Source organism: Streptosporangium sandarakinum (assembly GCF_013409935.1).
Lineage (GTDB): Bacteria > Actinomycetota > Actinomycetes > Streptosporangiales > Streptosporangiaceae > Streptosporangium > Streptosporangium nondiastaticum.
Genome location: NZ_JACCCO010000001.1, coordinates 1266501 through 1291307, shown reverse-complemented (window position 1 = coordinate 1291307; position 24807 = coordinate 1266501). Strand labels below are relative to the sequence as shown.

The window sequence follows — 24807 nt, the reverse complement described above, 5'->3', positions numbered from 1 at the left end:
GTTCGTTCATAATGGGACGCGCAACGGCCCGTGTCAATCACGGGTGCGGGTGGGGAATCGTCCGGAAACGGAGTCGGGGAACGTCCGGTCGGGCAAGCTTGAAGAGACGGCGCGCCACCCGACGCGGCGCCGCCGCCGGCCGGATGGGGGGACGTGTGCAGCTCGACGTCGTCGTGCTGGGCGCGGTCGCGTGCGTGTTCGCGGTCGTGTCCGGGGCGAACGACGGCGGCGCGCTGCTGGCGACCGGCCTCAAACTGCCCAGCGTGCGCCCGGCGGCGGGCATCCTCGCCCTGACGGCGGCGCTCGTGCTCGTGCCGCTGGCCTCCCAGCGGGTGGCGCTGACGTTCGTGACCCGGCTGGGCGGGTTCGGCGGTCCCGGCGGCCGGCAGGCCATGACGATCGCCGTGCTCTCCGCATTGGTCGTCGTCGCGGTGCTCAGCGGCTCGGGCCGCCCGACCAGCCTCACGCTCGCCGTCGTCGGCGGCCTGGCCGGCGCCGGCATCGGCTGGGGGCTGCCCGTCTCCGGCGGGGCGGTCGCACTGGTCCTGGCCGTCGCCCTGGCCGCGCCGTTCGTCGGGGCGCTGGTCGCCTGGGTCGTGGCGCGGCTGCTGGGCCTCGCCACCCGGCGCGGCCTGCGCCGCTGGCACCTGGCCGGATTCGCCCTGCAGTGCGTCGCCTACGCGGCCAACGACGGACAGAAGACGCTCTCCGTCTTCATGATCGCGCTGGGCGTCTCCCGGGCCCCGTTGTCCGTCACGTCCGCCGCGGCCGCCCTGTTCGCCGCCGGGACGCTGTACGGCCTGCCCCGGGCCGGCCGTACGCTCAGCCGGGAGATCATCGTCTCCCGGCCGCTGCACGGCGTCGCCGCCGAGCTGGCCTCCGGCGCCGCGGTGGTCGGCTGCGCCGCGGCGGGGATGCCGGTGAGCATGACGCAGGCCATCGCCGGCGCCCTGATCGGGGCGGGCGTCTCCCGGGGCGGCGGCAGGGTCCGCTGGCCCGCCGCGCTCAGGATCGTCGTCGCCTGGGCGCTGACCCTGCCCGCCGGCGGGCTGCTGGCCGGGGTGGTGGCGCTCGCCGTACGGCTGGCGGAGAGGGGGGCCGGGCTGTGAGGCGGCGGCTGCGGCGGATCCGCGACCTGCTGACCGGCCGGATGGACAGCACGCTCGCCGACGCGTTGATCGGCCAGCTGGAGGCCACCAAGAAGGGCGCCTGGCTGGCCCTGTCCATGATCGGGGGAGAGGTCGGCAGGGCCGGCGCGCACGAGCGGATGCGCGCCATCGAGCACCTGGGCGACGAGGAGCGCCGGCGGCTCGTGGCGGAGCTGACCGACGCCGTCGTCACGCCCATCGACCGGGAGGACCTGTACCGGCTGTCGCGCGCCATCGACGACGTGCTCGACTCGCTGCGCGACTTCGTCCGGGAGTCGCACCTGTACCGGGTGCCCGAGCAGATCCGCTTCTCGCCGCTGCTCGACCAGGTGATCGTCGGCATCGAGGCGCTGGAGAACGCGGTGACCGGCCTGTCCGCCAGGCCCGCGGCGGTGATCGAGGACGCCCTGGAGGCCAAGAAGGCCGGCGGCGCGATCCGCAGGATGTACCAGTACGAGATCTCGCGCATCTTCTCCGGGAAGCTGACCGCCGAGGCGATGAAGGAACGCGAGCTGGTCCGCCGCCTGGAGATCGTCGGCGTCGCCATCGGCAACGCCGCCGACGCCATCGCCGACGGCGCGATGAAACGCTGACCCGCCGTCTCCCGCCTGCCGTCCCGCCTGGTTCACATCGATCATGACGATACGGCCGGCTCACCGCGGGTGCGGCGGTGACGCCGTCACGATCGACGATGCGCGCCGGCGATCGCGGCCGGTCGCGTCCCCCTGAAGGCCGCCCTTGCGGGGCCGGCGCCGGACGGCCAGACTGCGCGCATGATCTCTCACGGCGGCGGGTGGGCCGGCGAGCGGAGCGGGCGGATCGAGGAGCTGGGCGGGCTGATCCACGCGGGGCTGCGCGGCGGCGACCTCGATGCGGAGCTCGTCGTCGAGCTGGCCTTCCTGATGGAGGAGCACGGTCGGGTCGGTCCGGCCACCCGCGAGGTCGTCGAACGCCCGATCGCCCATCTCACGCCGGCCGACCTGGCCCGGTTGGGGCGGCGGCTGCTCGGCGACATCGGCTTCGGGCCGAGCTTCGTCCTCGACCCGGGCCTGTGGACGGAGCTGGAGCGGGAGCTCGGCGTCGTGGAGCGCGACGTCCGCGCCGCCGGGATCACCGGGGAGCTGCGGCTGGTCATCCCCGACTGGGACGACAACGGTCACGCCTGGGTGGAGTTCCGGGGGGCGACCCAGGGCAACGGAATCCGGCCCGGCGGGGGAGGACTCGCCGCGGTCGCCGACGCCGTGCAGGAGGTCGTCATGGAGATGGCCTGGACGGTCTGGCCCGTCTGCCCCGAGCACGACCGCGGCCTGCACGTCGCCTGGGAACGCGGACGGGCCGTCTGGCGGTGCACCGCGGGAGGGTCACACGCCGTCGCCCCGGTGGGGGAGCTGGAACAGGGCCGTCCGGCCGTCAGGGCCCAAGGGCCGCGTCGCCGGCCGGGGAAACGGATGGAATCCGAGGCCCCGCCTTCGCCAGGATGAGGACTTGACATCCTCCCCCTCGTAAACGAGGGGGATTCCCACGGTCACCCGTGGGGGTTCCTGCTTCACCGCCGGTCGCCCGCCCGAGAGGACTCTCGTTGAGGTCTTACACCGGCTCCACAGGCGTTTCACCTCTCCGCCAGCCCGGCGGCGAGGATGTTGGCCGCGGCGTTGACGTCGCGGTCGTGGGCCGCGCCGCAGGCGCAGGTCCACTCCCGGACGTTCAGCGGCATCTTGTCCTGCAAGGTGCCGCACGCCGAGCACAGCTTCGAGGAGGGGAAGAAGCGGTCGATCACGACCAGCTCCCGCCCGTACCAGGCCGCTTTGTACTCCAGCATGTAGCGCATCTGACGCCAGGAGGCATCAGAGATGGCGCGGGCCAGACCGCCGTTCTTCACCATGGTGCGCACGGTGAGATCCTCGATCACGACCGTTTGGTTCTCACGGACGAGACGAGTGGTGAGCTTGTGCAGGAAGTCCCGCCGCCGGTCGGTGATGCGGGCGTGGACGCGGGCGACCTTCAGCTTCGCCCTGGCCCGGTTCGCACCGCCCGTGGCCTTGCGGGACAACGCGCGCTGAGCTTTGGCCAGCTTGCGCCGGTCGCGGCGTTCGTGACGCGGGTTGGCGATCTTCTCGCCGGTGGAGAGGGTGAGCAGGTGGTTCAGTCCGGCGTCGATCCCCACGCTCGCCGCGACGGACGGAAGAGGACTGATCTTCTCCTCCACCAGCAGGGACACGAACCAGCGGCCCGCCGCGTCCTTCGACACGGTGACCGTGGACGGCTCCGCGCCCTCGGGAAGCGGACGCGACCACACGATGGCCAACGGCGCATCCATCTTCGCCAGCGTCAGCGCGCCGTCCCGCCAGCGGAACGCGCTGCGGGTGTATTCGGCGCTGGGCCGGGACTTCTTGCGGGACTTGAAGGCCGGGTATTTGGCGCGCTTGGCGAAGAAGTTCGCGAACCCGGCCTGCAAGTGCCGGAGCGCCTGCTGCAACGGAACGCTGGACACCTCGTTGAGGAACGCCAGCTCCTCGGTGCGCTTCCACGCCGTGAGGGCGGCCGAGGACTCCACGTAGGAGACGCGGTGGCCTTGGAGGATGTAGGCGCGAGTGCGCTCTTCCAGGGCCTTGTTGTAGACCAGGCGGACGCAGCCGAACGTCCGGGCAAGCTCTTCGGCCTGCTCGGGGGTCGGGTGGAAGCGGTGCTTGTAGGCCCGCTTCACGATCTGCGCCATGCCTCACATTCTATCGCAGGATCATCTAAGAATCGTGCATGTGTTCGAGACGGCGGTTCGCCTGGCGGCGAATCGCCTGCCCCTGTCCTGCTCCGCAGGGGTCCGATTCCTCCCCCGCCTAAAGGCGGGGGTTTCCTCGGAGGTAACTGATGAGCGTTCCCGCCACCGGCGTCCGCCTGCCCTGGCACGCCGTGCCCGAGAAGATCCGCCTGGCCGTCGAGGACCACCTGGGCGCGCCGGTCGCCGAGGCCGTGACACAGACCGGAGGGTTCTCGCCGGGCGCCGCCGTACGGCTGAGGCTGGTGGACGGGCGGCGCGCGTTCGCCAAGGTCGTCGGCCCGGAGCCGAACCCGCGCAGCGCCGGCATCCACCGGCAGGAGATCCGCATCGCCGCGGCGCTCCCCGACGCCGCGCCCGCGCCCAGGCTGCTGGCCTCCTTCGACTCCGGCGGCTGGGTGGCGCTGCTGTTCGAGGACGTGGACGGCCACCCGCCCGCCGAGCCGTGGCACACCGCCGAACTGGAGCGGGTGCTGGACGCCCTGGACCGGCTGGCCGCCGCGCTGACCCCGTCGCCCATCGCGGCGCCCACCCCCGAGGAGCGGTTCGGCGAGGAGTTCCACGGATGGCGGCGTCTGGTCGCGGCCCGCGACGAGGGCGCCGACGACCTGGCCGGGCTCGACCCCTGGGCCGCGCGCCACCTGGACGCGCTGGCGGACCTGGAGACGGGCTGGACGGCCGCCGCCAGGGGAGAGACCCTGCTCCACGGCGACATCAGGGCCGACAACCTGCTGCTCACCCCCGGCGAGGTGATGATCGTCGACTGGCCGTGGGCGTTCGTCGGGGCGCCGTGGCTGGACCTGCTGCTGATGCTGCCCAGTGTCCGAATGCAGGGCGGCCCGCCGTGCGAGGAGGTCTTCACCGCCCGCCCGGTCGCCCGGGACGCCGACCCGGAGGCGGTGACGGCGGTGCTGGCCGCGCTCGCCGGTTTCTTCGTCGGCCACTCCCGGCGGCCCGCCCCGCCGGGCCTGCCCACCCTGCGCGCCTTCCAGGCGGCCCAGGGCCGGACCGCCCTGGAATGGCTCCGCGCCCGCCTGCCGTGACGGCCGGGTCCCATGCCCGCCGGCCCCGGGAGCCGCGGCCCTCCTGGCCACCGGCCCTCTGATCGCTGTTGCCGGCCGCGACGGCAGGCGTTGTCCTCCGCGCGTCCGTCGTCCGACGAACCCCGGAACGACAAGGAGATGAGGATGTTTCTGATCACTGGTATCCAGGCGGCGGGGAAGTCGACCGTCGCGCAGCTGCTCGCCGAGCGGCTCCCGCGCTCGGTGCACGTGCGCGGAGACGCGTTCCGCCGCATGGTGGTCGGCGGACGGGAGGAGATGACCTCCGAGCCGTCCGGGGAGGCCCTGCGGCAGCTCCGGCTGCGGCACCGGCTGACCGTCCAGGTGAGCGAGACCTACGCCGAGGCGGGATTCACCGTCGTCGCGCAGGACGTCATCCTGGGCGGTCTCCTGACCGAGACGGTCGAGATGATCAAGATCCGCCCGCTCCGGGTGGTCGTCCTCGCCCCGCGCCCGGAGGCCGTGGCCGCCCGCGAGGCCGGGCGCGGCAAGGACGCCTACGGCCTGTGGGCGATCGAGCAGCTGGACCGCGTGCTGCGCGAGGAGACGCCCCGCATGGGCCTGTGGCTCGACACCTCGGACCAGACTCCCGCCGAGACGGTGGATGCCATCCTCGCCGGCGCCCGCAGCGAACCCTGACCGCGGTCACCGGCCGCCGCCCCGCGGGTCGCCGGAGGCCGATCGGCCGTATGGCACGGACCCCGGTTGTCGTGGTCTGGAAAGATGATCATATGGATGAGCTGATCCCCGTTCTCCGGGTCGAGGACGCCGCGGCGACGGCCGGGTGGTACGAACGGCTGGGCTTCACCAAGCAGTGGGAGCACCGGTTCGAGCCGGGCCTTCCCGCTTTCGTCGAGGTCGCCCGGGGCGGAATGCGGATCTTCCTGTCCGAGCACGAGGGTGACGCGCGCCCCGGCACACTGCTGTACCTTCGGGTGGCCGACGTCGACGCCGTGGCCGCCGAGTTCGGCGCGCGGGCGCGGGACGTGCCGTGGGGCCGCGAGGCCGAACTCCTGGACCCCGACGGCAACCGCGTCCGGGTCGGCACCCCGACGGCCTGACAGAGGAGCGAAACGTGGACGAGCCGGTGCCCGACGACCTGCTGGAGATCGCCGACGCCCTCCTGCCGGGTGCCCCGCTCGGTACGGCCCGCCTCTTCGGCGGCGGGATGCACGACGTCGTCCTGCTCCCCGGGGTCGCGGCGGTGCGGGTCACCAAGCGCCCGTCGGGAGCCGCCGCCCTGCCGCGCCGTACCGAGCTGCTGCGGGTGATCGCCGAGGCCGGCCTGCCGTTCGCGGTGCCGGAGCCGCTGACACCGGTGACGATGTTCGGGGAGCGCGCGGCCGTCGCCGTCTCGTGGCTCGACGGCGCCGCGATGCCCGACGGCGAAGGCGACCCGGAGAGGATCGGCGAGCTGCTGCGGGCGCTGCGGGAGCTTCCCGTCACCGCGGAGCTCCGGGCGGTGCTGGGCGCGCCGCGCACCTACACCGGCGGTGACCACTGGTCGGGGATCCTGGCCGAGGAGGTGCTCCCGCGCCTGCCCGCCAGATGGCGGGAGGAGGGCCGGCGGCGTCTCGACGACGCGCTGGCCCTGGAGGAGGTCCCCGACGCCCTCGTCCACGGCGACCTCGGCGGCGGCAACGTCCACTGGGGCGAGGACGGCAAGCTGGTCGGCGTCCTGGACTGGGACCGGGCCCACCTGTTCGACCCGGCGGTCGACGCCGCCTTCATCGGATGGATACACGGCTGGGACAACGTCCGCGCCGCCGTGGACGGCGACACCTACCGCCGCGCCCGGGTCTGGGACCGTACGTTCGGCGTCACGCACCTCGTCGCGGCGCTCGACGGCGGGCCGATCGCGAACGCCGAGAGCTACGTCCAGCACATCGTCGCCTGGCTGGAGCAGTACGGCTGACCGCGGCGGTACGGCTGAGCGTCGGCTGACCGCGGCCCGCCCGCCTCACCGGCCATGACGATACGGCCGCATGGCCGCCGGACCCGCGGCGGATCCCGCCATGTCGTCATGATCGACGCGGGCGACCCCCGGAAGATCGATGGAGCGCGGATTTTTCGGAGTGACGCCGTCCGGAAACGGGGGGCCGGTTCGTCATCCTGATGAGCCCCGGAACCGGGGACCGGCAGGAGACACCTGGGAGCGAAGATGAAGTACATGATGTTCGTGTGCAGCGACACCGAGCCCGACACCGACACCGGCGACATGCCCGACATCGAGAAGTGGGTGGCGGAGAACGACTCCCGGGGCCGCCGCCTGGAGGGCAGCGTGCTGGGGCCGACGTCCGCGGCCACCACGGTCCGGGTCCGCAACGGGCGGCTGCTGGTCTCCGACGGGCCGTTCGCGGAGACCAAGGAGGTGATCGTGGGCTACGACCTGCTGGAGTGCGCGGACCTGGACGAGGCGATCGAGGTGGCCCGCGCCCACCCGATGGCCCGCAACGGACGGCTGGAGCTGCGCCCGCTGGTCGACCTGGACGACTGACGGCGTGACCGGTACGACGCCCGCGGCCAAGGCGGCCAAGGCGGCCAAGGCGGCCACAACGCCCGCGGCCAAGGCCACGACGTCCGCGTCCGCGGCGTCCGCGGCCGCCGTGGCCGGCGCCGTCGCGGCCGCGGGCGCCGACGCCTACCCGCGGATCGTCGCCGCGCTGATCCGCGTCACCTCCGACTGGACACTGGCCGAGGACTGCGCCCAGGAGGCGCTGACGCTCGCCCTGCAACGGTGGCCGCGGGAGGGCGTGCCGGGCAACCCGGGCGGCTGGCTGATGACGGTGGCCCGCAACCGCGCGATCGACGTGCTGCGCCGCGCGTCGGCCGAGCGCCGCAAGCTGGCCGAGCTGGCGGCGCTCGCCCTCACCGATCCCGGCCCGGCCTCCGAGGAGCCGCCGGCGGAGGAGGTCGTGGACGACCGGCTACGGCTGATCTTCACCTGCTGCCATCCCGCGCTCTCCATGGAGGCGCGGGTGGCGCTGACGCTGCGGACGGTCTGCGGCGTGCCGACCGCCGACATCGCGCGGGTCTTCCTGGTCGGCGAGTCGGCCATGACCCGCCGCCTGACCCGGGCCAAGACGAGGATCGCCGACGCCGGCATCCCCTACCGGGTGCCGACCGGCCCGGCGCTCGCCGAGCGGCTCCCCGGCGTCCTGGCCGTGCTGTACCTGCTGTTCACCCACGGCTACAACGCGGACGGCCGGCCCGCGTTCGCCGACGAGGCGATCCGCCTGGCCCGGCTGCTACGGGAGCTCATGCCCGGCGAGGGCGAGGTGACCGCGCTGCTGGCGCTGTTCCTGTTCCAGCACTCCCGGCGCGACGCCCGCCGCGACGACCGCGGTGACCTGCTGACCCTGGACCGGCAGGACCGGCGCCGCTGGGACCGCGCCGCGATCGCCGAGGGCCTGCGCCTCCTCGCGGAGACGCCGCAGGACGGCCCGTACGCGCCGCAGGATGATCCGTACGCGCCGGAGGGCGGCGCATACGCGCCGCAGGGCGATCCGTACATGTCACAGGACGGCCCGTACGCGCTGCAGGCGCGGATCGCCGCCCGCCACGCCACCGCCGCCTCCGCCGACGCCACCGACTGGCCCGCCATCGCCGCGTGCTACGACCGGCTGGCCCGGATCCAGCCCTCACCGGTGGTCGAGCTGAACCGCGCGGTGGCGCACGGCTACGCGCACGGGCCGGAGGCCGGGCTGGCCCTGCTCGCCGGGGTCCGGGCCGGGGGCGCGCTGGACGGCCATCCCCTCGTCGTCGCGGTCGAGGCGGACCTCACCGCCCGCAGGGGAGGCCGGGAAGACCACGACCGGGCCGCCGCGCTGTTCCGGCAGGCCGCGGCCGCGGCGCACTCCGAACCCGAGCGCCGGGCGTTGCTCGACCGCGCCGACGAGTCGGCGCGTCGTCACCCGGCGGGCGGTACGGCGGGCCACTGACGCCCGGACGGCGGCGTGGCGCGACGCTCAGGCACACGCGAACCCTCCTCTCCTTCACCCGGCCGCGACGCCTCCGGCCGGGTCGGTCCGCCCGCCACCCGGAGGGCGGCGCGATCCTTCGCACCCCCGTCCGGCCGCGACCTCTCCACCGGGGCGGCCCCGTGCCAGCCGAAGGGTGCCGTAAGGGACATACCAAAAATCGGACAGGGTGTGTATATTTTTCGGTGCAAGGACTGATCTAAGGGAGGATTTATCGTGCGAGCGTTCCCGCGGGTGCTCTTCGACGAGGCACACAGCGAGTCATGGACGATCCGCCGGGAGGTCGCCGAGACGATGAATCCCGGGCACCCCGACGACAACAGCTACGCCCGCGCCGCCGACGTCCTGCGCCGCCTCGGCCACACCGTGACCGCGCACACCGAGGGGCCGATCACCCCGGCCCTGCTGACGGGACAGGACGTCTTCGTGATCGCCCACCCGTCGGCCGACCGCTGGGAGCGCACCACCGGCCTGGGCAGCCCCGTCTTCCCCGTGGAGGAGCTCGACGCGATCGAGGAGCACGTCCGGGGCGGCGGCGGCCTGGTCGTGCTCGCCGAGTGCGAGCAGGAGAAGTACGGCAGCAACCTCACCGACCTGCTCGCCCGCTTCGGCGTCGGCGTCGAGCACCTCACCGTCCAGGACCCGCGCAACGCCCACAACGGCGTGGCCGCCTGGGTCCTCGGCGCGCCCGCCGCGACCGAGGGCGAGAACCCGCTGGCCGGCGCCCGCCGCGCCTGCTTCTACCGCGCCGGGGTCCTCACCGCCCCCGAGGACGCGACCGTGCTGTTCTCCACCTCGCCCACCGCCGACCCGGCCGGCCGCCCGCTGGCCGTGGCCGTACGGCACGGCGAGGGTCGCGTCGTCGTGCTCGCCGACTCCGACCTGTTCGGCGACGACTCGATCGGCGACTACGACCACGCCGCGCTGTGGGGCAACCTCGTCACCTGGGCCGCGCGGATCCCCGCCGCCCGGACCGCCGCCACCGGCGAGACGGAGGCGCGGGCCGCCTTCAGCGAGCTGAAGGAGGCCGTCGAGGCGCTGAGGCCGCTGCAGGCCAAGGACGGCTCGGTCGAGCGCGACCACGAGCGGGCGGCGGAGCTGGTCGCCGAGATCGCCGGTCACGTCACCCGGCTGGCGCCCCGCTTCCCGCACGACGAGGCGTACCTCGCCGCGGTCGTCGCCGACCTGAACAGGTGGGCCGAGCAGGGTCTGGGCGTGCCCGACTTCCTGGACTCGCTCAACGCCTTCCACCCCGACACCCAGCGGGTCGACGGCCTGGAGCACCTGGTCGTCTTCCCGATGTACACCCAGAACGGCACGACCTTCCGCTACCTGGAGGCCGTCTGGATCCGCACCGTCTGGCCCGAGTGGCTGGCCGAGCTGGAGCGCACCCGCTACGACAACCCGCTGTTCGTGCCGATCGCCTTCGAGGACTTCACCTCCGGCTACGACACCAACTCCGCGGTGCTGTTCCCGGAGACCGTCGCCGTCCGCGAGACCCCGCCCCGGTTCACCTGGGGCGGCATCTTCTGCGACCGCGAGGCGGCCCGGTTCCGCGCGGTCAGCGGCGCCGCCGCGAGCACGCTGAAACTGGCGCTGCCGCCGGACGCCGCCCGGCTCGTCGCCTCCCAGGAGCTGGCCCAGGACACCTTCGTGCTGTGGGACCTGATCCACGACCGCACCCACAGCCACGGCGACCTGCCGTTCGACCCGTTCATGATCAAGCAGCGCATGCCGTACTGGCTCTACTCCCTGGAGGAGCTGCGCTGCGACCTGACCGCGTACGGCGAGGCCGTGAAGCTGGAGGCCGAGGGCGTGCCGCACGCCCGCTACGTCCAGCTCGCGATCCTGTTCGACCGGCTGTTCCGCTTCCCGATCACCGGTGAGCGGGTCCGCAACTACGACGGCCTGGGCGGGCAGCTCCTCTTCGCCTACCTGCACCGCAACGACATCGTCCGCTGGACCGACAACCGGCTGAGCATCGACTGGACCCGCGTGGCCGGTGGCGTCGCCGACCTGCGCGCCGAGGTGGAGAAGCTCTACCGCGACGGCATCGACCGCTCCAAGCTCGCCCACTGGCTGGCCGCGCACCAGCTCGTCGCGACCTACGTCGAGCCGCACCCGGCCTCGGTCTGGGCGCGCGGGGTGGACGCGCTGCCGGTGGAGGGCTTCCCGAAGGCCGTGGTGGACGCGGTGCTGCCCGACGAGTTCCCCCTGAGCATGTTCTACGAGGCCCTGCGTCGTAAGCTCACCGACGTCATCGACTCCACGAAGGGGATCCGAGCATGATCATCCTCGTTGCGGGCGCGGCGGGACCCGCGGGCCAGGCGTTCGTCCGCCGCTTCACGGACAAGGGCCACACCGTCATCGGCGTCGACAAGTCCGGGGCCGACGGCACGCTCGCGGTCGACCTGCTCGACCTCGACGCCGTGAAGCGGCTCGCCCGGGACGTCGAGGCCGAGCACGGCCGCGTGGACGGCATCGCCCACCTGGTCGGCGGCTGGCGCGGCGGCAAGACCTTCGCCGAGACGAAGCTGGAGGATTGGGACCTGCTGCACGACCTGCTGGTCCGCACCCTCCAGAACGTCACGCTCGCCTTCGAACCGCTGCTCAAGGCGAGCGAGAAGGGCCGGTTCGCCATCGTCTCGGCCACGGGCGCCCAGCGTCCCACCCAGGGCAACGCGGCCTACGCCACCGCCAAGGCCGCCTCCGAGGCGTGGACGCTGGCCTTCGCCGACGCGCTGTCCGGCACGAACGCCACGGCGAATATCCTGGTCGTCAAGGCCCTGGTGAACGACGCCATGCGCGCCGCGAGCCCGGAGCGGAAGTTCCCCGGCTTCACCGACGTCACCGACCTCGCCGAGGCGTTCGACGCGCTGTGGGAGACCGACGACAACGGCACCAGGATCGACCTCACCCGCGGGTAGCGCCCGCGGGGAAACCCGCGGGCAGAGCTCCCGCGGGGACGACATCCACGAGCGGCGCCCGGAGACGGGCGCCGCACCGCACGAGGTCCCCCGCCCGCGGGCGGGGGCACGACGCACGACAGCGGCCCGCCGGCGCACGGCGGGCCGTACCGTTCGAGGGGAAGACGTGACCGACGCCATCCGCAGGCACGACCCGCTGGTGAAGAGCTTCGCCAGCGACAACTACGCAGGAGTCCACCCGGAGATCCTCCAGGCGATCGCCCTGGCCAACGAGGGCCACCAGATCGCCTACGGTGCCGACGTCTACACCGAGGCGCTGCAGGAGGTCTTCCAGCGGCACTTCGGCCCGGCGGCCGAAGTGTGGCCGGTGTTCAACGGCACCGGCGCCAACGTGGTGGCGCTGCGGGCGATGACCGCGCACTGGGAGGCGGTGGTCTGCGCCGAGTCGGCGCACATCCACACCGACGAGGGCGGCGCGCCGGAGCGGGCGGCGGGCCTGAAGCTGCTGACCGTTCCCACCCCGGACGGCAAGCTCACCCCCGAGCTCATCGACCTGCAGGCGTGGGGGTTCGGCGACGAGCACCGCGCCCAGCCGAAGGTCGTCTCGATCACGCAGTCCACCGAGCTGGGCACCCTCTACACCCCCGAGGAGATCAGGGCGGTCTGTGACCACGCCCACTCCCTGGGCATGCTCGTCCACCTCGACGGCTCCCGCATCACGATCGCGGCCGCCGCGCTGGACGTGCCGATGCGCGCGTTCACCACGGACGCGGGCGTGGACGTGCTGTCCTTCGGCGGCACCAAGGCCGGGATGATGTTCGGCGAGGCCGTCGTGGTGCTCAACCCCGACGCCGTCCGCGGTCTGCGCTACATCCGCAAGACCCAGATGCAGCTCGCCTCCAAGATGCGGTTCGTCTCGGTGCAGTTCGAGGCGCTGCTCGCCGGGGACCTGTGGCGGCGCAACGCCCGCAACGCCCTCGCCATGGCGCGGCGGCTCGCCGACGCCGTCCGGGAGATCCCGGGGGTGGAGGTGCCGCGCCCGGTGGAGGCCAACGCGGTCTTCGCGATCCTGCCGCGCGACGTCACCGAGCGCCTGCAGAAGCGCTACCGCTTCTACACCTGGAACGAGGCCACCGGCGAGGTGCGCTGGATGACCGCCTTCGACACCACCGAGGCCGATGTGGATGCTTTTGCCGCCGCGGTGGCCGAGGAGATAAGGTCGTCGGTATGACGACGCGCAGCACGGGGCTGTGGCGGGCCGCACATCGGCGGACCCGCTTGCCAGCCTGACTGCGCACCCGAACGGCCGCCGTGAACCGGCGGCCGTTTCGCGTTGTACGGCTCGCCGGGCGCGGACGGCCTCCTTCCACCAAAAGGAGCGACCATGACGAAACGTGTTTTCTCCGCCTTCACCGCCAGCGGCCACCTCACGCTCGGCAACCTCCTGGGCGCGATGCTGCCCGCCGTACGGCTCCAGGACGAGGCCGACTGCGTCTACGCGGTCGCCAACCTGCACGCGCTGACCGTCAAGCACGACCCCGCCCTGCTGCGGGAGCGCACCCTGGAGATGGCCACCCTGATGCTGGCCTGCGGGATGGACCGCTCGCTCGTCTACATCCAGTCGGAGGTGCCCGCGCACACCGAGCTGTCCTATCTGCTGGAGTGCACCGCCCACTACGGCGAGATGCGGCGGATGATCCAGTTCAGGGAGAAGTCGGCGGGCAACGAGGAGGTGCGGCTGTCGCTGCTGACCTATCCCGCGCTGATGGCCGCCGACATCCTGTTGCACCGGGCGCACCAGGTGCCGGTGGGGGAGGACCAGCGCCAGCACGTCGAGCTGACCCGCGACCTGGCCCTGCGCTTCAACCACCGGTACGGCGAGACGTTCACGCTGCCGGAGGCGGTGCATCCGCCGGTGGCGGCCCGGGTGATGGACCTGGCCGAACCCACCGCCAAGATGAGCAAGTCGCGGGGATCGGCCGGGACGATCTACCTGCTCGACGACCCGGCCGACGCGCACCGCAAGGTCATGCGCGCGGTGACCGACTCCGGCGGCGAGGTCGTCCACGACCCCGCGAACAAGCCCGGCGTCTCCAACCTGCTCACGATCCTGTCGGCGTGCACCGGCAGGCCGGTGGAGTCGTTCTCCTACGAGGGCTACGGCGCGCTGAAGCGGGACGTGGCCGAGGCGGTGGTGGAGACGCTGCGGCCGATCCGGGAACGGCACGCCGAGCTGTCGGCCGACCCGGCCGAGCTGTCGCGGATCCTGACGGACGGCGCGGCGCGGGCCGCCGAGCGTACGGCCGGCCTGATGGCCGCGGCCCGGCAGGCGATCGGCCTGCCCTCGACCGTGCTGCCCTCGGCCGCGCTGCCTTCGACGGCTCCGGCCACGGCCGCACCGTCCTCCGCCGCGATCCTTTGAAGAACGCACCGCTCTGAAGGGCATGCCGTTCCGAAGGGCATCGCTCCGGAGGGCGAAGCCCTGAAAGGCGAGGCCCCGAAGGGTACGGCGTGCCCGTGGCGGCCGTCGCCCGGCGCCGGCCGAGCCGCGGGGAATCCACTCCGGCGGACGGGTTCCCCGCGGCTCAGTTCTTCTGGCCGGTCTCCTTCTCGTAGGCGGTGAGCTGCTGCTCCAGCGCCTTCATCAGCTCGAACACCTGGCTCGGGGGGAGGCGGATACGGCTGACGATCCGGGTCGGCACGCTCACGAAGTGCTGACCGGAGGAAGGGTCGTTGGCGAGCTGCGGCGGTCTGGTGATCACCGCGAAGTCGAGGACGAAGCCGTCCTCGGTGTGCCACACGGAGGCGAAGTTGGCGTACTGCCCCGCCTCGACCTCGGCCGAGATGCTCACCTCCAGGCGGTTCTCGGGCTCGTCGTTCACCATGGGTGCTGTCTCCTCAGGGCCGGATCGCGCCATGCCGTCCCGGCCGGAGACCGGCCATGCGGGAGCGCGGCGCAATCAAGGGGGTGGCGGTCGAAGGGGCGGTCGGGCGGTCGCGGGGCGGTCAGCGCGTGGGAGGCAGCGGCTGGGCGCCGCGCTTCCGGAGCATGTCGGTCATCAGCGTGATCTCGCCCGTCTGGCCTTGGACGATGTGCCGGGCCAACGTCGCGACCTCGGGGCGGTCCGACTGCCTGAGCAGGGCCTCGGCCATCTCCACGCCGCCCACGTGATGCCGGATCATGAGCTGCAGGAACAGGATCTCCTGGTCCTTGCCGGCGGCCTCGCGGAGCTTCTTGAGCTCCTCCGGGGTGGCCATGCCCGGCATCTTTGCCGAGGCGGCGGCCGGCCCGGCGTGGCCGTGGCCGCCGGCCATCCACGCCATCGGCGGCCGTTCGGACGACTGCTCCAGGTCCCACTGCTGCAGCCAGCCCATGAAGATCCCACGCTGGGCGGTCTGCGTGACGATGATGTCGTAGGCGAACCGCCGCAGATCCTCGTCGGTGCTGCCGTCCCGGGCGATGAAGGCCATGTCCACGGCCTGGGCGTGGTGCGTGGCCATGTCGCGGGCGAACCCGGCCTCGGCGGAGGCGTCGGTCGGGTCGGTGTTGCGGCCCATGACCAGCAGGAAGGCCACCGCCAGGACCAGGATTCCGGCCAACGCGGCGACCGCCGTACGGCGCCGGGGCTTGGGTGCGTCATCGACAAGGGGTTCCATCGCTCACCCAGAGTACCCATTGAGTTGAATCGGTGCTGTGTCACACGTTGTGATTTGTTTATTCCTGGCACACCCGCCTAGGGCATAGTCTGACCCGGAATTGGTCGCTATGGAGGGTCGATGTCGAAGGACAAGACGCAGGCGAGGCGGGAGCATCTTGCCCGGATGCGTGCGGAGCAGAAGCGCAAGGAGCGCCGGACCGCCTTTCTGATGTGGGGCATCGGTGGCGCCGTCGTCGTCCTGCTCGTCGGTGCGGTCGCCTTCTACATGGTCAACGTGCGGACGACCACCTCGCTGGACGCCGTCACCACCGCCGCCTACCCCGGCGCCCAGCACATCGAGACCAAGGTGACCTACAAGGAGAACCCGCCCATGGGCGGGGAGCACAACCCCGCCTGGCAGACCTGCGCCGTCTACGACCAGCCGATCAACAACGAGAACGCCGTCCACTCGCTGGAGCACGGCGCCGTGTGGATCACCTACCGGCCCGACCTGCCCAAGGACCAGGTGGACAAGCTCAAGGAGCTCGCCTCCCGCGACTACATGCTGATGAGCCCCTACCCGGGGCTGCCCGCGAAGATCGTGCTCAGCTCCTGGAACCGGCAGCTCAAGGTGGACAGCGCCGACGACCCGCGCCTGCCCAAGTACATCGCCAAGTACCGCAACAGCGGCGACCAGGCCCCCGAGCTGGGCTCCTCCTGCAGCGGCGGCGTGGACACCACCACGGCCGAGGCACCGATCCCGGCGACCGCCCCTTCGCCCGGCGCGTCGGACGCTCCCTCGCCGGGTGTGTCGGACGCCCCGAAGCCGAGCATGTCGCCCGAGCCGTCGGCCTCGCCCAGCCCGAGCTCCTGACCGCCGGTTCCTGACCGCCGGTTCCCGGTCACCGCGGTCCGCACGGACACGCGAAGAGGCCGCCGCCCCATCGGGCGGCGGCCTCTTCTGTGTCGTCTTCTGCGTCGTCCGAGGCGGGGCTACTGGTCGGAGGGGGCGGGGGAGGAGCCCGCCGCCGCCAGGAGCTCGTCCAGGGCGGCCGGAGAGGAGGCGATCTGCCCGACCTGCTCCTGGGTCAGGTCCTTGCCGTTGAGCTTCAGCGTCGGCGTGCCCTGCACCTTCTGCTCCTCGGCGTACTTGGTGGCCTTGTCGATGTCGGCGGCCTTCTGCATCCCCGTCACGCACTTCTCGAAGTCCGCGCTGTAGAAGCCGAGGTCGCGGGCCCAGGACAGCAGCTCCGCGTTCTCGAAGCCGTTCTTGCCCTCCACCGGCTGGTGGGCGTACAGCGTCTTGGCGTACGAGACCCACTTGTCGGCGGGGGCGCAGAACGCCGCGTTCGCCCCGCGGCGCGAGACCGAGGGCAGGGGCTCGGCGAAGGAGGGCGCCTTGAAAAGCTGGAACGGGCGGTAGATCACCCTGGCCTTGCCCTCCGCGGCGGCCTTCAGCAGCGCGTCGCCCGCCGCCTCGTCCAGGCTCTTGCAGGCGGGGCACTGGAAGTCCTCGAAGACCACCAGGGTGGGGCCGGCGACGCCCTCCTTGCTCATGAGGATCGACCCGTCCTCCTGCCGGGTGGTCGGCGCCAGCGGCCCGGTGTAGGCGACCGCCTTCGGCGCGCCGTCGCCGTCGCCGGAGTTGTTCTTGACGACGACGAACCCGACCACCGCCGCCGACACCAGGACGAGGCCTCCGGCCACGCCCAGCAGCAGTTTGCGCTGCTTGTCGCGGGCCGCCTGGCGCTTGCGCTCCTCCGCGAGCTTCTCCCTGGCGGTTCCTTGCCGGGCGCTCTTGCTCATCGTGTCGTCTCCTGGGGAATTTTCGGTTTTCAACGGGTGGTCAGGTGTTCTCAGGTTCCGCTGCCGAGCCTGCGGTACTCGTCCGTCAGCACCAGGCCGAGCAGCAGCACGGTGATCACGTGTACGGCCGTGCACCACAGGCAGACCTTGCCGAGGACGAGTTCGGCGGTGACGAGGTACACCACGAACAGCGTTCCGACGATCACGGCGGCGAGGCGCCCCCAGCGCAGGACCGGGTGGGTCGAGGACCACGCCGCCGAGACGACCAGCGCGCCGAAGCCGACGAAGAACACCAGCCCCAGCAGGGGAACGGGGATGCCGAACAGCTTGGAGTACTCGCTGGTGGTGACGGAGGCGCAGTCGATCGTCGCGCTCTCCGAGCAGATCAGCGGCACGTCGTTGTAGTGGACGACGGTGAGGTATACGGAGACCGCCAGACCCACGAGGGTCAGCAGGCGCATCGCCGTCAGCAACCCGGGCGAGCGCACCGGTGCCGTACCGACCCGCGGGTCGATGTTTCCCACCATGAATGATCCTTCTCCTGGGCAGGGGACTGCGCTCCGCCGCCGGTCGTCCAGGCGCGGGCTCCGCAGGCCCGACACTTGGCCGGGCATCGTATGTTAGATTGCCACAGATAAGAAGATCGTTAATAAAGCGGCGTTTTAACCGCTTTCAGATGATTTCTGGTGGTCCGGGGCTCGCGCGGACATGGGTATCGCCCGGGTGCGGATTCACCCGGGCGTGACGGCGGCCCGAAGCGCGCGCCGGACGGGAACGGGCCCCGGTGCGAGCGGACGTCAGGTGGAAACGGGCGCCGGCGGGACGGGCCCCGGCGCGGGCGGACGTCAGGCCAGGATCCGGTCCAGCGGCACCGCCTCCAGTCCGTGCGCCTCGGCCACGGGCTCGTTCGTCAGGTGCCCCTCGTGCGTGTTCAGGCCCAGGGCCAGCGCGGGGTCGCCGCGCAGCGCCTCCCGCCAGCCCAGGTCGGCGATGGACACCGCGTAGGGCAGGGTCACGTTGGTCAGCGCGTACGTCGAGGTGTGCGGGACCGCGCCCGGCATGTTGGCCACGCAGTAGAAGACCGAGTCGTGCACCTGGTAGGTCGGCTCGGCGTGGGTGGTGGGACGGGAGTCCTCGAAGCAGCCGCCCTGGTCGATGGCGATGTCCACCAGGACCGAGCCCGGCCTCATCCGCGCCACCAGCTCGTTGCTCACGAGCTTCGGGGCCTTCGCGCCCGGCACCAGGACCGCCCCGATGACCAGGTCGGCGGCCAGGACCGCGCGCTCGACCTCGAAGGTGTTGGAGGCGACGGTCTGGCAGTGCCCCTGGTAGATGACGTCGGCCTGGCGCAGCCGGTCGATGTTCTTGTCCAGCAGCACCACCTCGGACTGCATGCCCAGCGCGATCACCGCGGCGTTCATCCCCGACACCCCGGCGCCGATCACCACCACGTTGGCCGCGTGCACGCCCGACACCCCGCCCATCAGGACACCGCGTCCGCCGCCGGACCGCATCAGGTGGTAGGCGCCCACCTGCGCGGCGAGCCGTCCGGCGACCTCCGACATGGGGGCCAGCAGCGGCAGCGCGCCGTTCGCGGTCTGCACGGTCTCGTAGGCGATCCCGGTGACGCCCGCGTCCAGCATGGCCCTGGTGCACGGCTCCGACGCCGCCAGGTGCAGGTAGGTGAAGAGCACCTGCCCCTTGCGCATCCGGTGGTACTCCTCGGAGACCGGCTCCTTGACCTTCAGCACCAGGTCGCCCTCGGCCCACACGTCGTCCGCGGAGGCGACGATGGTCGCCCCCACGGCCTCGAAGTCGGAGTCGGGGATGGACGACCCGGCTCCGGCATCCTTCTCGACGAAGACCTCGTGGCCGTGCCGGGCGAACTCGTGGGCTCCGGCGGGGGTCAGGGCCACCCGGTACTCCTGGTCCTTTACCTCGCGAGGAACGGCGATCTTCATGGCACCTCCAGGTTTCGCGCCTGTGTCCTCCTTCACTCTCGGTTCCCTGCAAAGAGAGCACTACGCACATGCTGCAAGGAATCGACCCCCCTTGGTGACGGGTTGTCAAACGCGGTGGATCCTCATCTTTCCGGAAGCCACCTTGACCGTCCGGTTACCCCCTCCTTTGACTGATCGGTAGGCTCGCCGCGAACACAGCGAGGGATGCGGAGACATGCCGATGGGGAAGCACGCCGGTCCGGGCAGGCGGGCCGCGCCGAAGGGAGCTCCACCCGCGCACCCGGGGCGGGCGGAGCCCCTGACCGCGCCCCTGACCGCCCCCCTCGGCCCACCGGGTCCGGAGGGGCCCGCCGCCGGAGTCCCCGACCCCACGTCAGGCGGGATGCCGGACGTCCTCGGGACGTACGGCGCCGCGCCCTCCGGCGCCCCGGATCCCGCGCCGGGGAGCGTGCCCCGTCCGGGCGGCGGCGCCCCCGGGCCCGCCGGAGACGACATCCCGGGCACCCCGGGCCCGGCCGGACCGGTCCCGCCCATCCCGCCGGTGCCGCCCGGCCCGCGCGGACCGGGCCGGCCCGGTGATCCCGGAGCCGTCCCCGGTCCCGAGGCGCCCGGCGACCCCCGGGCGAGCCGGCTCACCACGGGCGTCCTGATCGCCGCCCTCGTCGTCGTCGTGCTGGTCACCGGCGTGCTCGCCACCCTCGCCGTCCTGATGACCCGGAACCCCGACGCGCCGCTCGGCGCCAAGCCGCCACAGCGGCTGGCCGCGCCCATCCACTTCGCGCCGGTCCTCGCGGCCCAGACCGGCCCGTGCGCCAGCGCCGAGGACATGCCCGACGAGGCGGGGCAGACCTGCTACACGCTGGCCGAGGGGGTCAGCGTGAACGCCGTACGGAAGATCGAGACGGTCCGCGACGCGAACGGCGGCTACGCGGTCAGGATCGCGTTCGCCCCCGCCTTCCGCGACCTGATCAACGACCTGACCAAGGACGCGCTCAACCAGCAGATCGCGATGGTGGTGCAGGAGAAGGTGGTGTCGGCCCCGCGGGTGGCCCAGGAGATCACCGACGACAGCCTGAGCATCACCGGATTCGCCACCAAGGAGGAGGCGGACGCCCTCGTCTCCCGGCTGGGCGGCGTTCCCGGCACAACCGTCCCGTCCACGCCGCCCCCGGGGCAGCCCCAGCCGAACCAGTCGATCTTCACGCCCCCGGGCTCCGCGGGCTCCGACCCGGCCGCGACGCCCCCGGCGACCCAGCCCGCGACGCCTCCGGTGACGCCGCCCGCCGCGCCCGCCACGAGCCCCGCCGCCGCGCCCGCGACGACGGCCCCGCCGCAGGGGGCCACGGGCGGTCCCACCGCCCCGGCGGACTCCACCGCCTCCGCGACGGGCACCGGGCGGACCACCGCGCCGGACGGCGCCATCGCGCCCGCCGGAAACGGTCACAACCCCCGGTACCGCACGTGCAAGGAGGCGATCGACGCCGGGTACGGCCCCTACACCAGGGGCGTGCACGTCGAGTACGGCTGGTACAGGGACGTGGACGGCGACGGCGTCACCTGCGAGACCGGGAACTGACCCGCCGCCCCCGGGGCGTGCCGCGCCGTACCCGTACCCCGGGCGCGTGCCGCGTCGTCCGGCCAGCCGGGCGGGGCGGCACGTCGGTGCGCCGCCCCCGGCGGGACGCCTACTCGACCAGTGCCCGGATGCCCTCGATGCCGAAGTAGGCCACGAAGACCAGCGAGACCACCCAGAGCAGCCACGGGATGCTGCGGGAGCGGCCGAGCGCCGCCTGGATGACCGTGTAGCTGATCACGCCGGCGCCGACGCCGTTGGTGATGCTGTAGGTGAACGGCATCAGGATGATCGTCAGGAACGCCGGGACGGCCAGCGCCAGGTCGTCCCACGGCACGTTCCTGGCCTGGGTCATCATCAGCGCGCCCACCAGCACCAGCGCCGGGGCCGCCGCGGCGGCCGGGACGACCGACGACAGCGGGGTGAAGAACATCGTCACGAGGAAGACGCCGCCGGTGGTCACCGCCGCCAGGCCGGTCCTGGCGCCCTCGCCGACCCCGGCCGCCGACTCGACGAACACCGTGTTCGCCGAGGCGCTGGAGAAGCCGCCGACCGCGGCGGACACGCCGTCCACGGTCAGGATGGCGCCCAGCCGGGGCACCCGGCCCTCGGCGTCGACCAGTCCGGCCTCGTCGCTGACCCCGATGATCGTGCCCATCGCGTCGAAGAACCCCGACAGCACCAGCGTGAACAGCACGACCAGCGCGGTCACCACCCCGGCCCGGGCGAACCCGCCGAACAGGTCGATGTTGCCGATCAGCCCGAAGTCGGGCATGGCCACCACGCCTTCGGGGATCTTCGGCACCACGACGCCCCAGCTCGCCGGGTCGATCTTCGCCACGCTGTTGACCACGATCGCCAGCACGGCGGTGACCACGATGGCGATCAGGATGGCACCCGGCACCTTGCGGACGAACAGCACGATGACCAGCAGCAGGCCGAAGCAGAACACCGCCACCGGCAGGCCCGTCAGGTGACCGGTCGTGCCGAGCTGCACCGGTGATCCCGTGCCCTTGCCGACGAAACCGGCGTCCACCAGCCCGATCAGCGCGATGAACATGCCGATGCCCACGCTGATCGCGTGTTTCAGGGCCAGGGGGATCGAGTTCATGATGAGCCGGCGCACCCCGGAGACGGCCAGCAGGATGATGACCACACCCTCCAGCACGACCAGCCCCATCGCCTGCGCCCACGTCATGTGCGGCGCGGCCTGGTAGGCCACCACGGCGTTCAGACCCAGCCCGGCCGCCACGCCGAAGGGGGCGTTGCCCACCAGGCCGATCAGGATCGTGCTCACCGCCGCGGCGACGATGGTGGAGGTGGTGAGCTGCGGGATCGACAGCTTCGCCCCGGTGACGTCGGTGGCGCCGCCCAGGATGAGCGGGTTCAGCAGGATGATGTAGGCCATCGCCATGAACGTGGTCAGGCCGCCCCTGACCTCCTGGCCCACCGTCGACCCGCGCGCCGTCAGCTCGAAGAACCGGTCCATGAAATCCCTTTCGAACAGGAATGACCGGATTTTCGCTACTTGAGTGCTATGTCAGAGTGACCGGTCCCCCGCCCAGTTACCGTACCGGCTTCCGTCCATCGCGATGTCGTGGGGGCGGATCGGCACGCGGGGCAGCCGCAGTCCGGTGGCCGCCCGCACGGCCGCCGCCACCGCCGGGGTGGACGACAGCGTCGGGGGCTCGCCCGCGCCCCGCAGGCCGTACGGGGCGTGCGGGTCGGGGTTGGCCAGGACCGACACCCGCATGGGCGGCATGTCGAGGATCGTGGGGATGAGGTAGTCGGTGAAGGACGGGTTGAGCACCCGCCCGTCCGCGACCTGGACCTCCTCCATCAGGGCCAGCCCCAGCCCCTGCGCCGAGCCGCCGTGGATCTGCCCCTCCAGGGCGATCGGGTTCAGCACCCGGCCCACGTCCTGCACGGCCGCCAGCTCCACCACCTTGACCAGGCCCAGCTCGACGTCGACGTCCACCACGGCGCGGTGCACGCACAGCGCGAGCTGGGCGTGGGAGTCGCCCTGGCCGGTGACCGGGTCCATCGGGAAGGTCGGCCGGTGCCGGTAGACCCTGGTCTCCTCGACGGCCCCGGCCCGCTCCAGCGTCTCCGCCAGGGTCTCCCCGTCCGCCCGCAGGGCCGCCAGCCGCTCCCGTACGGCCCGGCAGGCCGCCTGTACCGCGCCCCCGGTGACGTAGGACTGGCGCGACGCCGAGGTGGACCCGGCCGAGCCGACCGTCGTGTCCGCCTGCGCGACCGTCACCCGTTCGACGCCCAGCTCGGTGCGGGCGATCTGCTCTTGAATCGTCACCAGGCCCTGCCCCACCTCGGCGGCGGCGGTGCGCACCAGGACGTGCGGCTCGCCGCCGAGCAGCTCCACCCGGACCCGGGCGGTGGAGTGGTCGTCGAAGCCCTCGGAGAAGCAGATGTTCTTGATGCCCACGCCGTATCCGACGCCGCGCCGTACGCCCTCGCCGTGGGTGGTCTGCGCGACGCCGCCGGGCAGATCCAGCAGGTCCGGCGTGGCCGCCGCACCCGGGTCCGGGACGCTCGTCGCGGTCACGGCCGTCGCACGGGCCGGTTCGGCGGGCGGCGGCACGGCGGCCGGTCCGGCCGTACGGGACGGTTCCGGGGGCAGCGGCATGGCGGCGAGCTCGCGCAGCATGCCCGCCAGCGGCGCGGGGGAGTCGATCACCTGCCCGTTGGCCAGCCGCGACCCCTGCGACACCGCGTTGCGCACCCTGACCTCGACCGGGGACAGCCCGCACGCCTCGGCCAGCCGGTCCATCTGCGACTCGTAGGCGAAACACGCCTGCACCGCGCCGAACCCGCGCATCGCCCCGCAGGGCGGGTTGTTGGTGTAGACGCCGTAGGCGTCGATCCACACGTTCGGCACCTCGTACGGTCCCACCCCGAGGGACGCCGCGTTGCCGACGACCGCGGGGGTGGAGGAGCAGTAGGCGCCGCCGTCGAGCAGGATCTCCGCCCGGACGTACCGCAGCCTGCCGTCGCGGTCCGCGCCGTGCTCGTAGCGCATCCGGGCCGGGTGGCGGTGGACGTGGCCGAAGAACGACTCCTGGCGGCCGTAGACCATCTTCACCGGCCGCCCGGTGCGCAGCGCCAGCATGCACGCGTGGACCTGCATGGACAGGTCCTCACGGGCTCCGAACGCACCGCCCACCCCGGCCAGCGTCAGCCGTACCAGCTCCGGCGGCAGGCCCAGGCAGGGCGCGATCTGGTCGCGGTCCACGTGCAGCCACTGGGTGGCGACGAACAGGTCCACGCCGCCGTCCTCGGCCGGTACGGCCAGCCCCGACTCCGGCCCCAGGAACGCCTGGTCCTGCATGCCGACCTCGTACTCCCCGGTGACCACCACCGGGGCGGTGAAGTCGCCGCCGACCCGGACCGGCTGGTGGCGCACCACGTTGCCGCCGTCGTGGACCGCCGGGCAGGACGGGTCGAAGACGGCCCGGCGCGGGTCGGTGACCGCCTCGGTGACCTCGTAGTCCACGACGATCGCCGCGGCGGCCCGCCGTGCCCGCTCCGGGTGGTCGGCGGCGACGATCGCGACCGGCTCGCCCTGGTATCGGACCCGGTCGGCCGCCAGGACCGGCTGATCGCGCCGGTCCAGGCCGTAGAACAGCTCGCCCGGAACGTCCTCGCAGGTCAGCGCCGCCAGGACGCCGGGCATGGCCAGCGCCGGGCCCACGTCGACGGAGCGGATCCGGGCCGAGGGATGCGGGCCGCGCAGCGTCGCCCCCCACACCATGTCCGCGAGGTAGAGGTCGGAGGAGTAGGCGAACTCGCCCGTCACCTTCAGCGTCCCGTCGGGACGCGGCGCGCTGCGCCCGACGCCCAGATCGTGCCCGACGCCCGGGCCGTGCCCGCGCTCCCGGCTCTGACCCCGGTCCGGCCGGGTCTCGGTGCCGCTCATTCCTGC

The 24807-nt window shown here is 72.6% G+C and carries 22 protein-coding genes and 1 pseudogene; 15 read left to right on the top strand and 8 right to left on the bottom strand.

What is annotated here, in order from left to right:
* Positions 1-155: 155 nt before the first annotated feature.
* From HDA43_RS05595 to HDA43_RS05585, 3 genes are all read left to right on the top strand, one after another.
* Complete coding sequence (locus HDA43_RS05595; RefSeq protein ID WP_312873030.1) at positions 156-1109, top strand: inorganic phosphate transporter; 954 nt, start codon at positions 156-158, stop codon at positions 1107-1109.
* Positions 1106-1741, top strand: a complete 636-nt coding sequence (locus tag HDA43_RS05590; protein ID WP_312873029.1) for a DUF47 domain-containing protein — start codon at positions 1106-1108, stop codon at positions 1739-1741. The genes HDA43_RS05595 and HDA43_RS05590 overlap by 4 nt, the downstream gene beginning before the upstream one ends.
* Positions 1742-1921: 180 nt before the next feature.
* Positions 1922-2629, top strand: coding sequence for a hypothetical protein (locus HDA43_RS05585; RefSeq protein WP_179818651.1), 708 nt, complete (start codon positions 1922-1924; stop codon positions 2627-2629).
* Between the two features lie 42 nt (positions 2630-2671).
* Here the strand turns inward: HDA43_RS05585 and HDA43_RS05580 are convergent.
* Positions 2672-3864: pseudogene (locus HDA43_RS05580) on the bottom strand (RNA-guided endonuclease InsQ/TnpB family protein); the annotation flags it as partial.
* Positions 3865-4013: 149 nt separating this feature from the next.
* Here HDA43_RS05580 and HDA43_RS05575 point away from each other — a divergent pair.
* From HDA43_RS05575 to trpS, 10 genes are all read left to right on the top strand, one after another.
* Positions 4014-4964 (top strand): phosphotransferase family protein, encoded by a 951-nt coding sequence (locus tag HDA43_RS05575; RefSeq protein WP_179818649.1) that lies wholly within the window; start codon positions 4014-4016, stop codon positions 4962-4964.
* Between the two features lie 144 nt (positions 4965-5108).
* Complete coding sequence (locus tag HDA43_RS05570) at positions 5109-5621, top strand: AAA family ATPase (RefSeq protein WP_179818648.1); 513 nt, start codon at positions 5109-5111, stop codon at positions 5619-5621.
* A gap of 92 nt (positions 5622-5713) precedes the next feature.
* On the top strand, positions 5714-6043 hold the full coding sequence (locus HDA43_RS05565; protein ID WP_179818647.1) for a glyoxalase superfamily protein: 330 nt from the start codon (positions 5714-5716) through the stop codon (positions 6041-6043).
* Between the two features lie 14 nt (positions 6044-6057).
* A complete protein-coding gene (locus tag HDA43_RS05560; RefSeq protein WP_312873028.1) occupies positions 6058-6897 on the top strand; it encodes a phosphotransferase family protein in 840 nt (279 codons plus the stop codon).
* A gap of 246 nt (positions 6898-7143) precedes the next feature.
* A complete protein-coding gene (locus tag HDA43_RS05555; RefSeq protein ID WP_179818646.1) occupies positions 7144-7479 on the top strand; it encodes a YciI family protein in 336 nt (111 codons plus the stop codon).
* A 4-nt stretch (positions 7480-7483) separates the two neighbouring features.
* Positions 7484-8923, top strand: a complete 1440-nt coding sequence (locus tag HDA43_RS05550; protein WP_312873027.1) for a sigma-70 family RNA polymerase sigma factor — start codon at positions 7484-7486, stop codon at positions 8921-8923.
* A 255-nt stretch (positions 8924-9178) separates the two neighbouring features.
* A complete protein-coding gene (locus HDA43_RS05545; RefSeq protein ID WP_179818645.1) occupies positions 9179-11251 on the top strand; it encodes a DUF6421 family protein in 2073 nt (690 codons plus the stop codon).
* A complete protein-coding gene (locus HDA43_RS05540) occupies positions 11248-11889 on the top strand; it encodes an SDR family oxidoreductase (protein ID WP_179818644.1) in 642 nt (213 codons plus the stop codon). Before HDA43_RS05545 ends, HDA43_RS05540 begins: the two co-directional genes overlap by 4 nt.
* Positions 11890-12055: 166 nt before the next feature.
* Positions 12056-13120: a threonine aldolase family protein gene (locus tag HDA43_RS05535; RefSeq protein WP_179818643.1), complete on the top strand. Its 1065-nt coding sequence runs from the start codon at positions 12056-12058 to the stop codon at positions 13118-13120.
* Between the two features lie 153 nt (positions 13121-13273).
* Positions 13274-14311, top strand: a complete 1038-nt coding sequence (gene trpS, locus HDA43_RS05530; protein ID WP_179818642.1) for a tryptophan--tRNA ligase — start codon at positions 13274-13276, stop codon at positions 14309-14311.
* Positions 14312-14474: 163 nt separating this feature from the next.
* Here the strand turns inward: trpS and HDA43_RS05525 are convergent, their stop codons facing one another.
* Together HDA43_RS05525 and HDA43_RS05520 are read right to left on the bottom strand one after the other, a co-directional pair.
* Positions 14475-14774, bottom strand: a complete 300-nt coding sequence (locus HDA43_RS05525; protein WP_218911607.1) for a DUF3467 domain-containing protein — start codon at positions 14772-14774, stop codon at positions 14475-14477.
* Between the two features lie 121 nt (positions 14775-14895).
* The gene (locus HDA43_RS05520; protein ID WP_179818641.1) at positions 14896-15546 is read right to left on the bottom strand and encodes a DUF305 domain-containing protein; all 651 of its coding nucleotides are present in this window, start codon (positions 15544-15546) and stop codon (positions 14896-14898) included.
* A 120-nt stretch (positions 15547-15666) separates the two neighbouring features.
* Here HDA43_RS05520 and HDA43_RS05515 point away from each other — a divergent pair, with 120 nt between their 5' ends.
* Positions 15667-16401 carry a thioredoxin-like domain-containing protein gene (locus HDA43_RS05515; protein WP_179818640.1) on the top strand — a complete coding sequence of 245 codons (735 nt, stop codon included), beginning with the start codon at positions 15667-15669 and terminating at the stop codon, positions 16399-16401.
* A 119-nt stretch (positions 16402-16520) separates the two neighbouring features.
* Here HDA43_RS05515 and HDA43_RS05510 read toward each other — a convergent pair whose 3' ends face one another.
* The 3 genes from HDA43_RS05510 to ald form a co-directional block, all read right to left on the bottom strand.
* Positions 16521-17333, bottom strand: a complete 813-nt coding sequence (locus HDA43_RS05510) for a DsbA family protein (protein ID WP_179818639.1) — start codon at positions 17331-17333, stop codon at positions 16521-16523.
* A 50-nt stretch (positions 17334-17383) separates the two neighbouring features.
* The gene (locus HDA43_RS05505; RefSeq protein WP_179818638.1) at positions 17384-17860 is read right to left on the bottom strand and encodes a vitamin K epoxide reductase family protein; all 477 of its coding nucleotides are present in this window, start codon (positions 17858-17860) and stop codon (positions 17384-17386) included.
* Positions 17861-18178: 318 nt separating this feature from the next.
* Positions 18179-19294 (bottom strand): alanine dehydrogenase, encoded by a 1116-nt coding sequence (gene ald, locus HDA43_RS05500; RefSeq protein ID WP_179818637.1) that lies wholly within the window; start codon positions 19292-19294, stop codon positions 18179-18181.
* A gap of 382 nt (positions 19295-19676) precedes the next feature.
* On the opposite strand from ald, the gene HDA43_RS34285 reads away from it, so the two are divergent.
* A complete protein-coding gene (locus tag HDA43_RS34285) occupies positions 19677-20870 on the top strand; it encodes an excalibur calcium-binding domain-containing protein (RefSeq protein ID WP_218911606.1) in 1194 nt (397 codons plus the stop codon).
* Positions 20871-20979: 109 nt separating this feature from the next.
* Here HDA43_RS34285 and HDA43_RS05490 read toward each other — a convergent pair whose 3' ends face one another.
* Together HDA43_RS05490 and HDA43_RS05485 are read right to left on the bottom strand one after the other, a co-directional pair.
* Complete coding sequence (locus HDA43_RS05490) at positions 20980-22356, bottom strand: NCS2 family permease (RefSeq protein ID WP_179818636.1); 1377 nt, start codon at positions 22354-22356, stop codon at positions 20980-20982.
* A gap of 51 nt (positions 22357-22407) precedes the next feature.
* On the bottom strand, positions 22408-24801 hold the full coding sequence (locus HDA43_RS05485) for a molybdopterin cofactor-binding domain-containing protein (protein ID WP_179818635.1): 2394 nt from the start codon (positions 24799-24801) through the stop codon (positions 22408-22410).
* Between the last annotated feature and the right edge of the window lie 6 nt (positions 24802-24807).

Coding starts and splice junctions, on each gene's coding strand:
- HDA43_RS05585 (WP_179818651.1), top strand. CDS start 1,922: ATGATCTCTCACGGCGGCGGGTGGGCCGGCGAGCGGAGCGGGCGGATC.
- HDA43_RS05575 (WP_179818649.1), top strand. CDS start 4,014: ATGAGCGTTCCCGCCACCGGCGTCCGCCTGCCCTGGCACGCCGTGCCC.
- HDA43_RS05570 (WP_179818648.1), top strand. CDS start 5,109: ATGTTTCTGATCACTGGTATCCAGGCGGCGGGGAAGTCGACCGTCGCG.
- HDA43_RS05565 (WP_179818647.1), top strand. CDS start 5,714: ATGGATGAGCTGATCCCCGTTCTCCGGGTCGAGGACGCCGCGGCGACG.
- HDA43_RS05555 (WP_179818646.1), top strand. CDS start 7,144: ATGAAGTACATGATGTTCGTGTGCAGCGACACCGAGCCCGACACCGAC.
- HDA43_RS05540 (WP_179818644.1), top strand. CDS start 11,248: ATGATCATCCTCGTTGCGGGCGCGGCGGGACCCGCGGGCCAGGCGTTC.
- trpS (WP_179818642.1), top strand. CDS start 13,274: ATGACGAAACGTGTTTTCTCCGCCTTCACCGCCAGCGGCCACCTCACG.
- HDA43_RS05525 (WP_218911607.1), bottom strand. CDS start 14,774: ATGGTGAACGACGAGCCCGAGAACCGCCTGGAGGTGAGCATCTCGGCC.
- HDA43_RS05520 (WP_179818641.1), bottom strand. CDS start 15,546: ATGGAACCCCTTGTCGATGACGCACCCAAGCCCCGGCGCCGTACGGCG.
- HDA43_RS05515 (WP_179818640.1), top strand. CDS start 15,667: ATGTCGAAGGACAAGACGCAGGCGAGGCGGGAGCATCTTGCCCGGATG.
- HDA43_RS05510 (WP_179818639.1), bottom strand. CDS start 17,333: ATGAGCAAGAGCGCCCGGCAAGGAACCGCCAGGGAGAAGCTCGCGGAG.
- HDA43_RS05505 (WP_179818638.1), bottom strand. CDS start 17,860: ATGGTGGGAAACATCGACCCGCGGGTCGGTACGGCACCGGTGCGCTCG.
- ald (WP_179818637.1), bottom strand. CDS start 19,294: ATGAAGATCGCCGTTCCTCGCGAGGTAAAGGACCAGGAGTACCGGGTG.
- HDA43_RS34285 (WP_218911606.1), top strand. CDS start 19,677: ATGCCGGACGTCCTCGGGACGTACGGCGCCGCGCCCTCCGGCGCCCCG.
- HDA43_RS05490 (WP_179818636.1), bottom strand. CDS start 22,356: ATGGACCGGTTCTTCGAGCTGACGGCGCGCGGGTCGACGGTGGGCCAG.
- HDA43_RS05485 (WP_179818635.1), bottom strand. CDS start 24,801: ATGAGCGGCACCGAGACCCGGCCGGACCGGGGTCAGAGCCGGGAGCGC.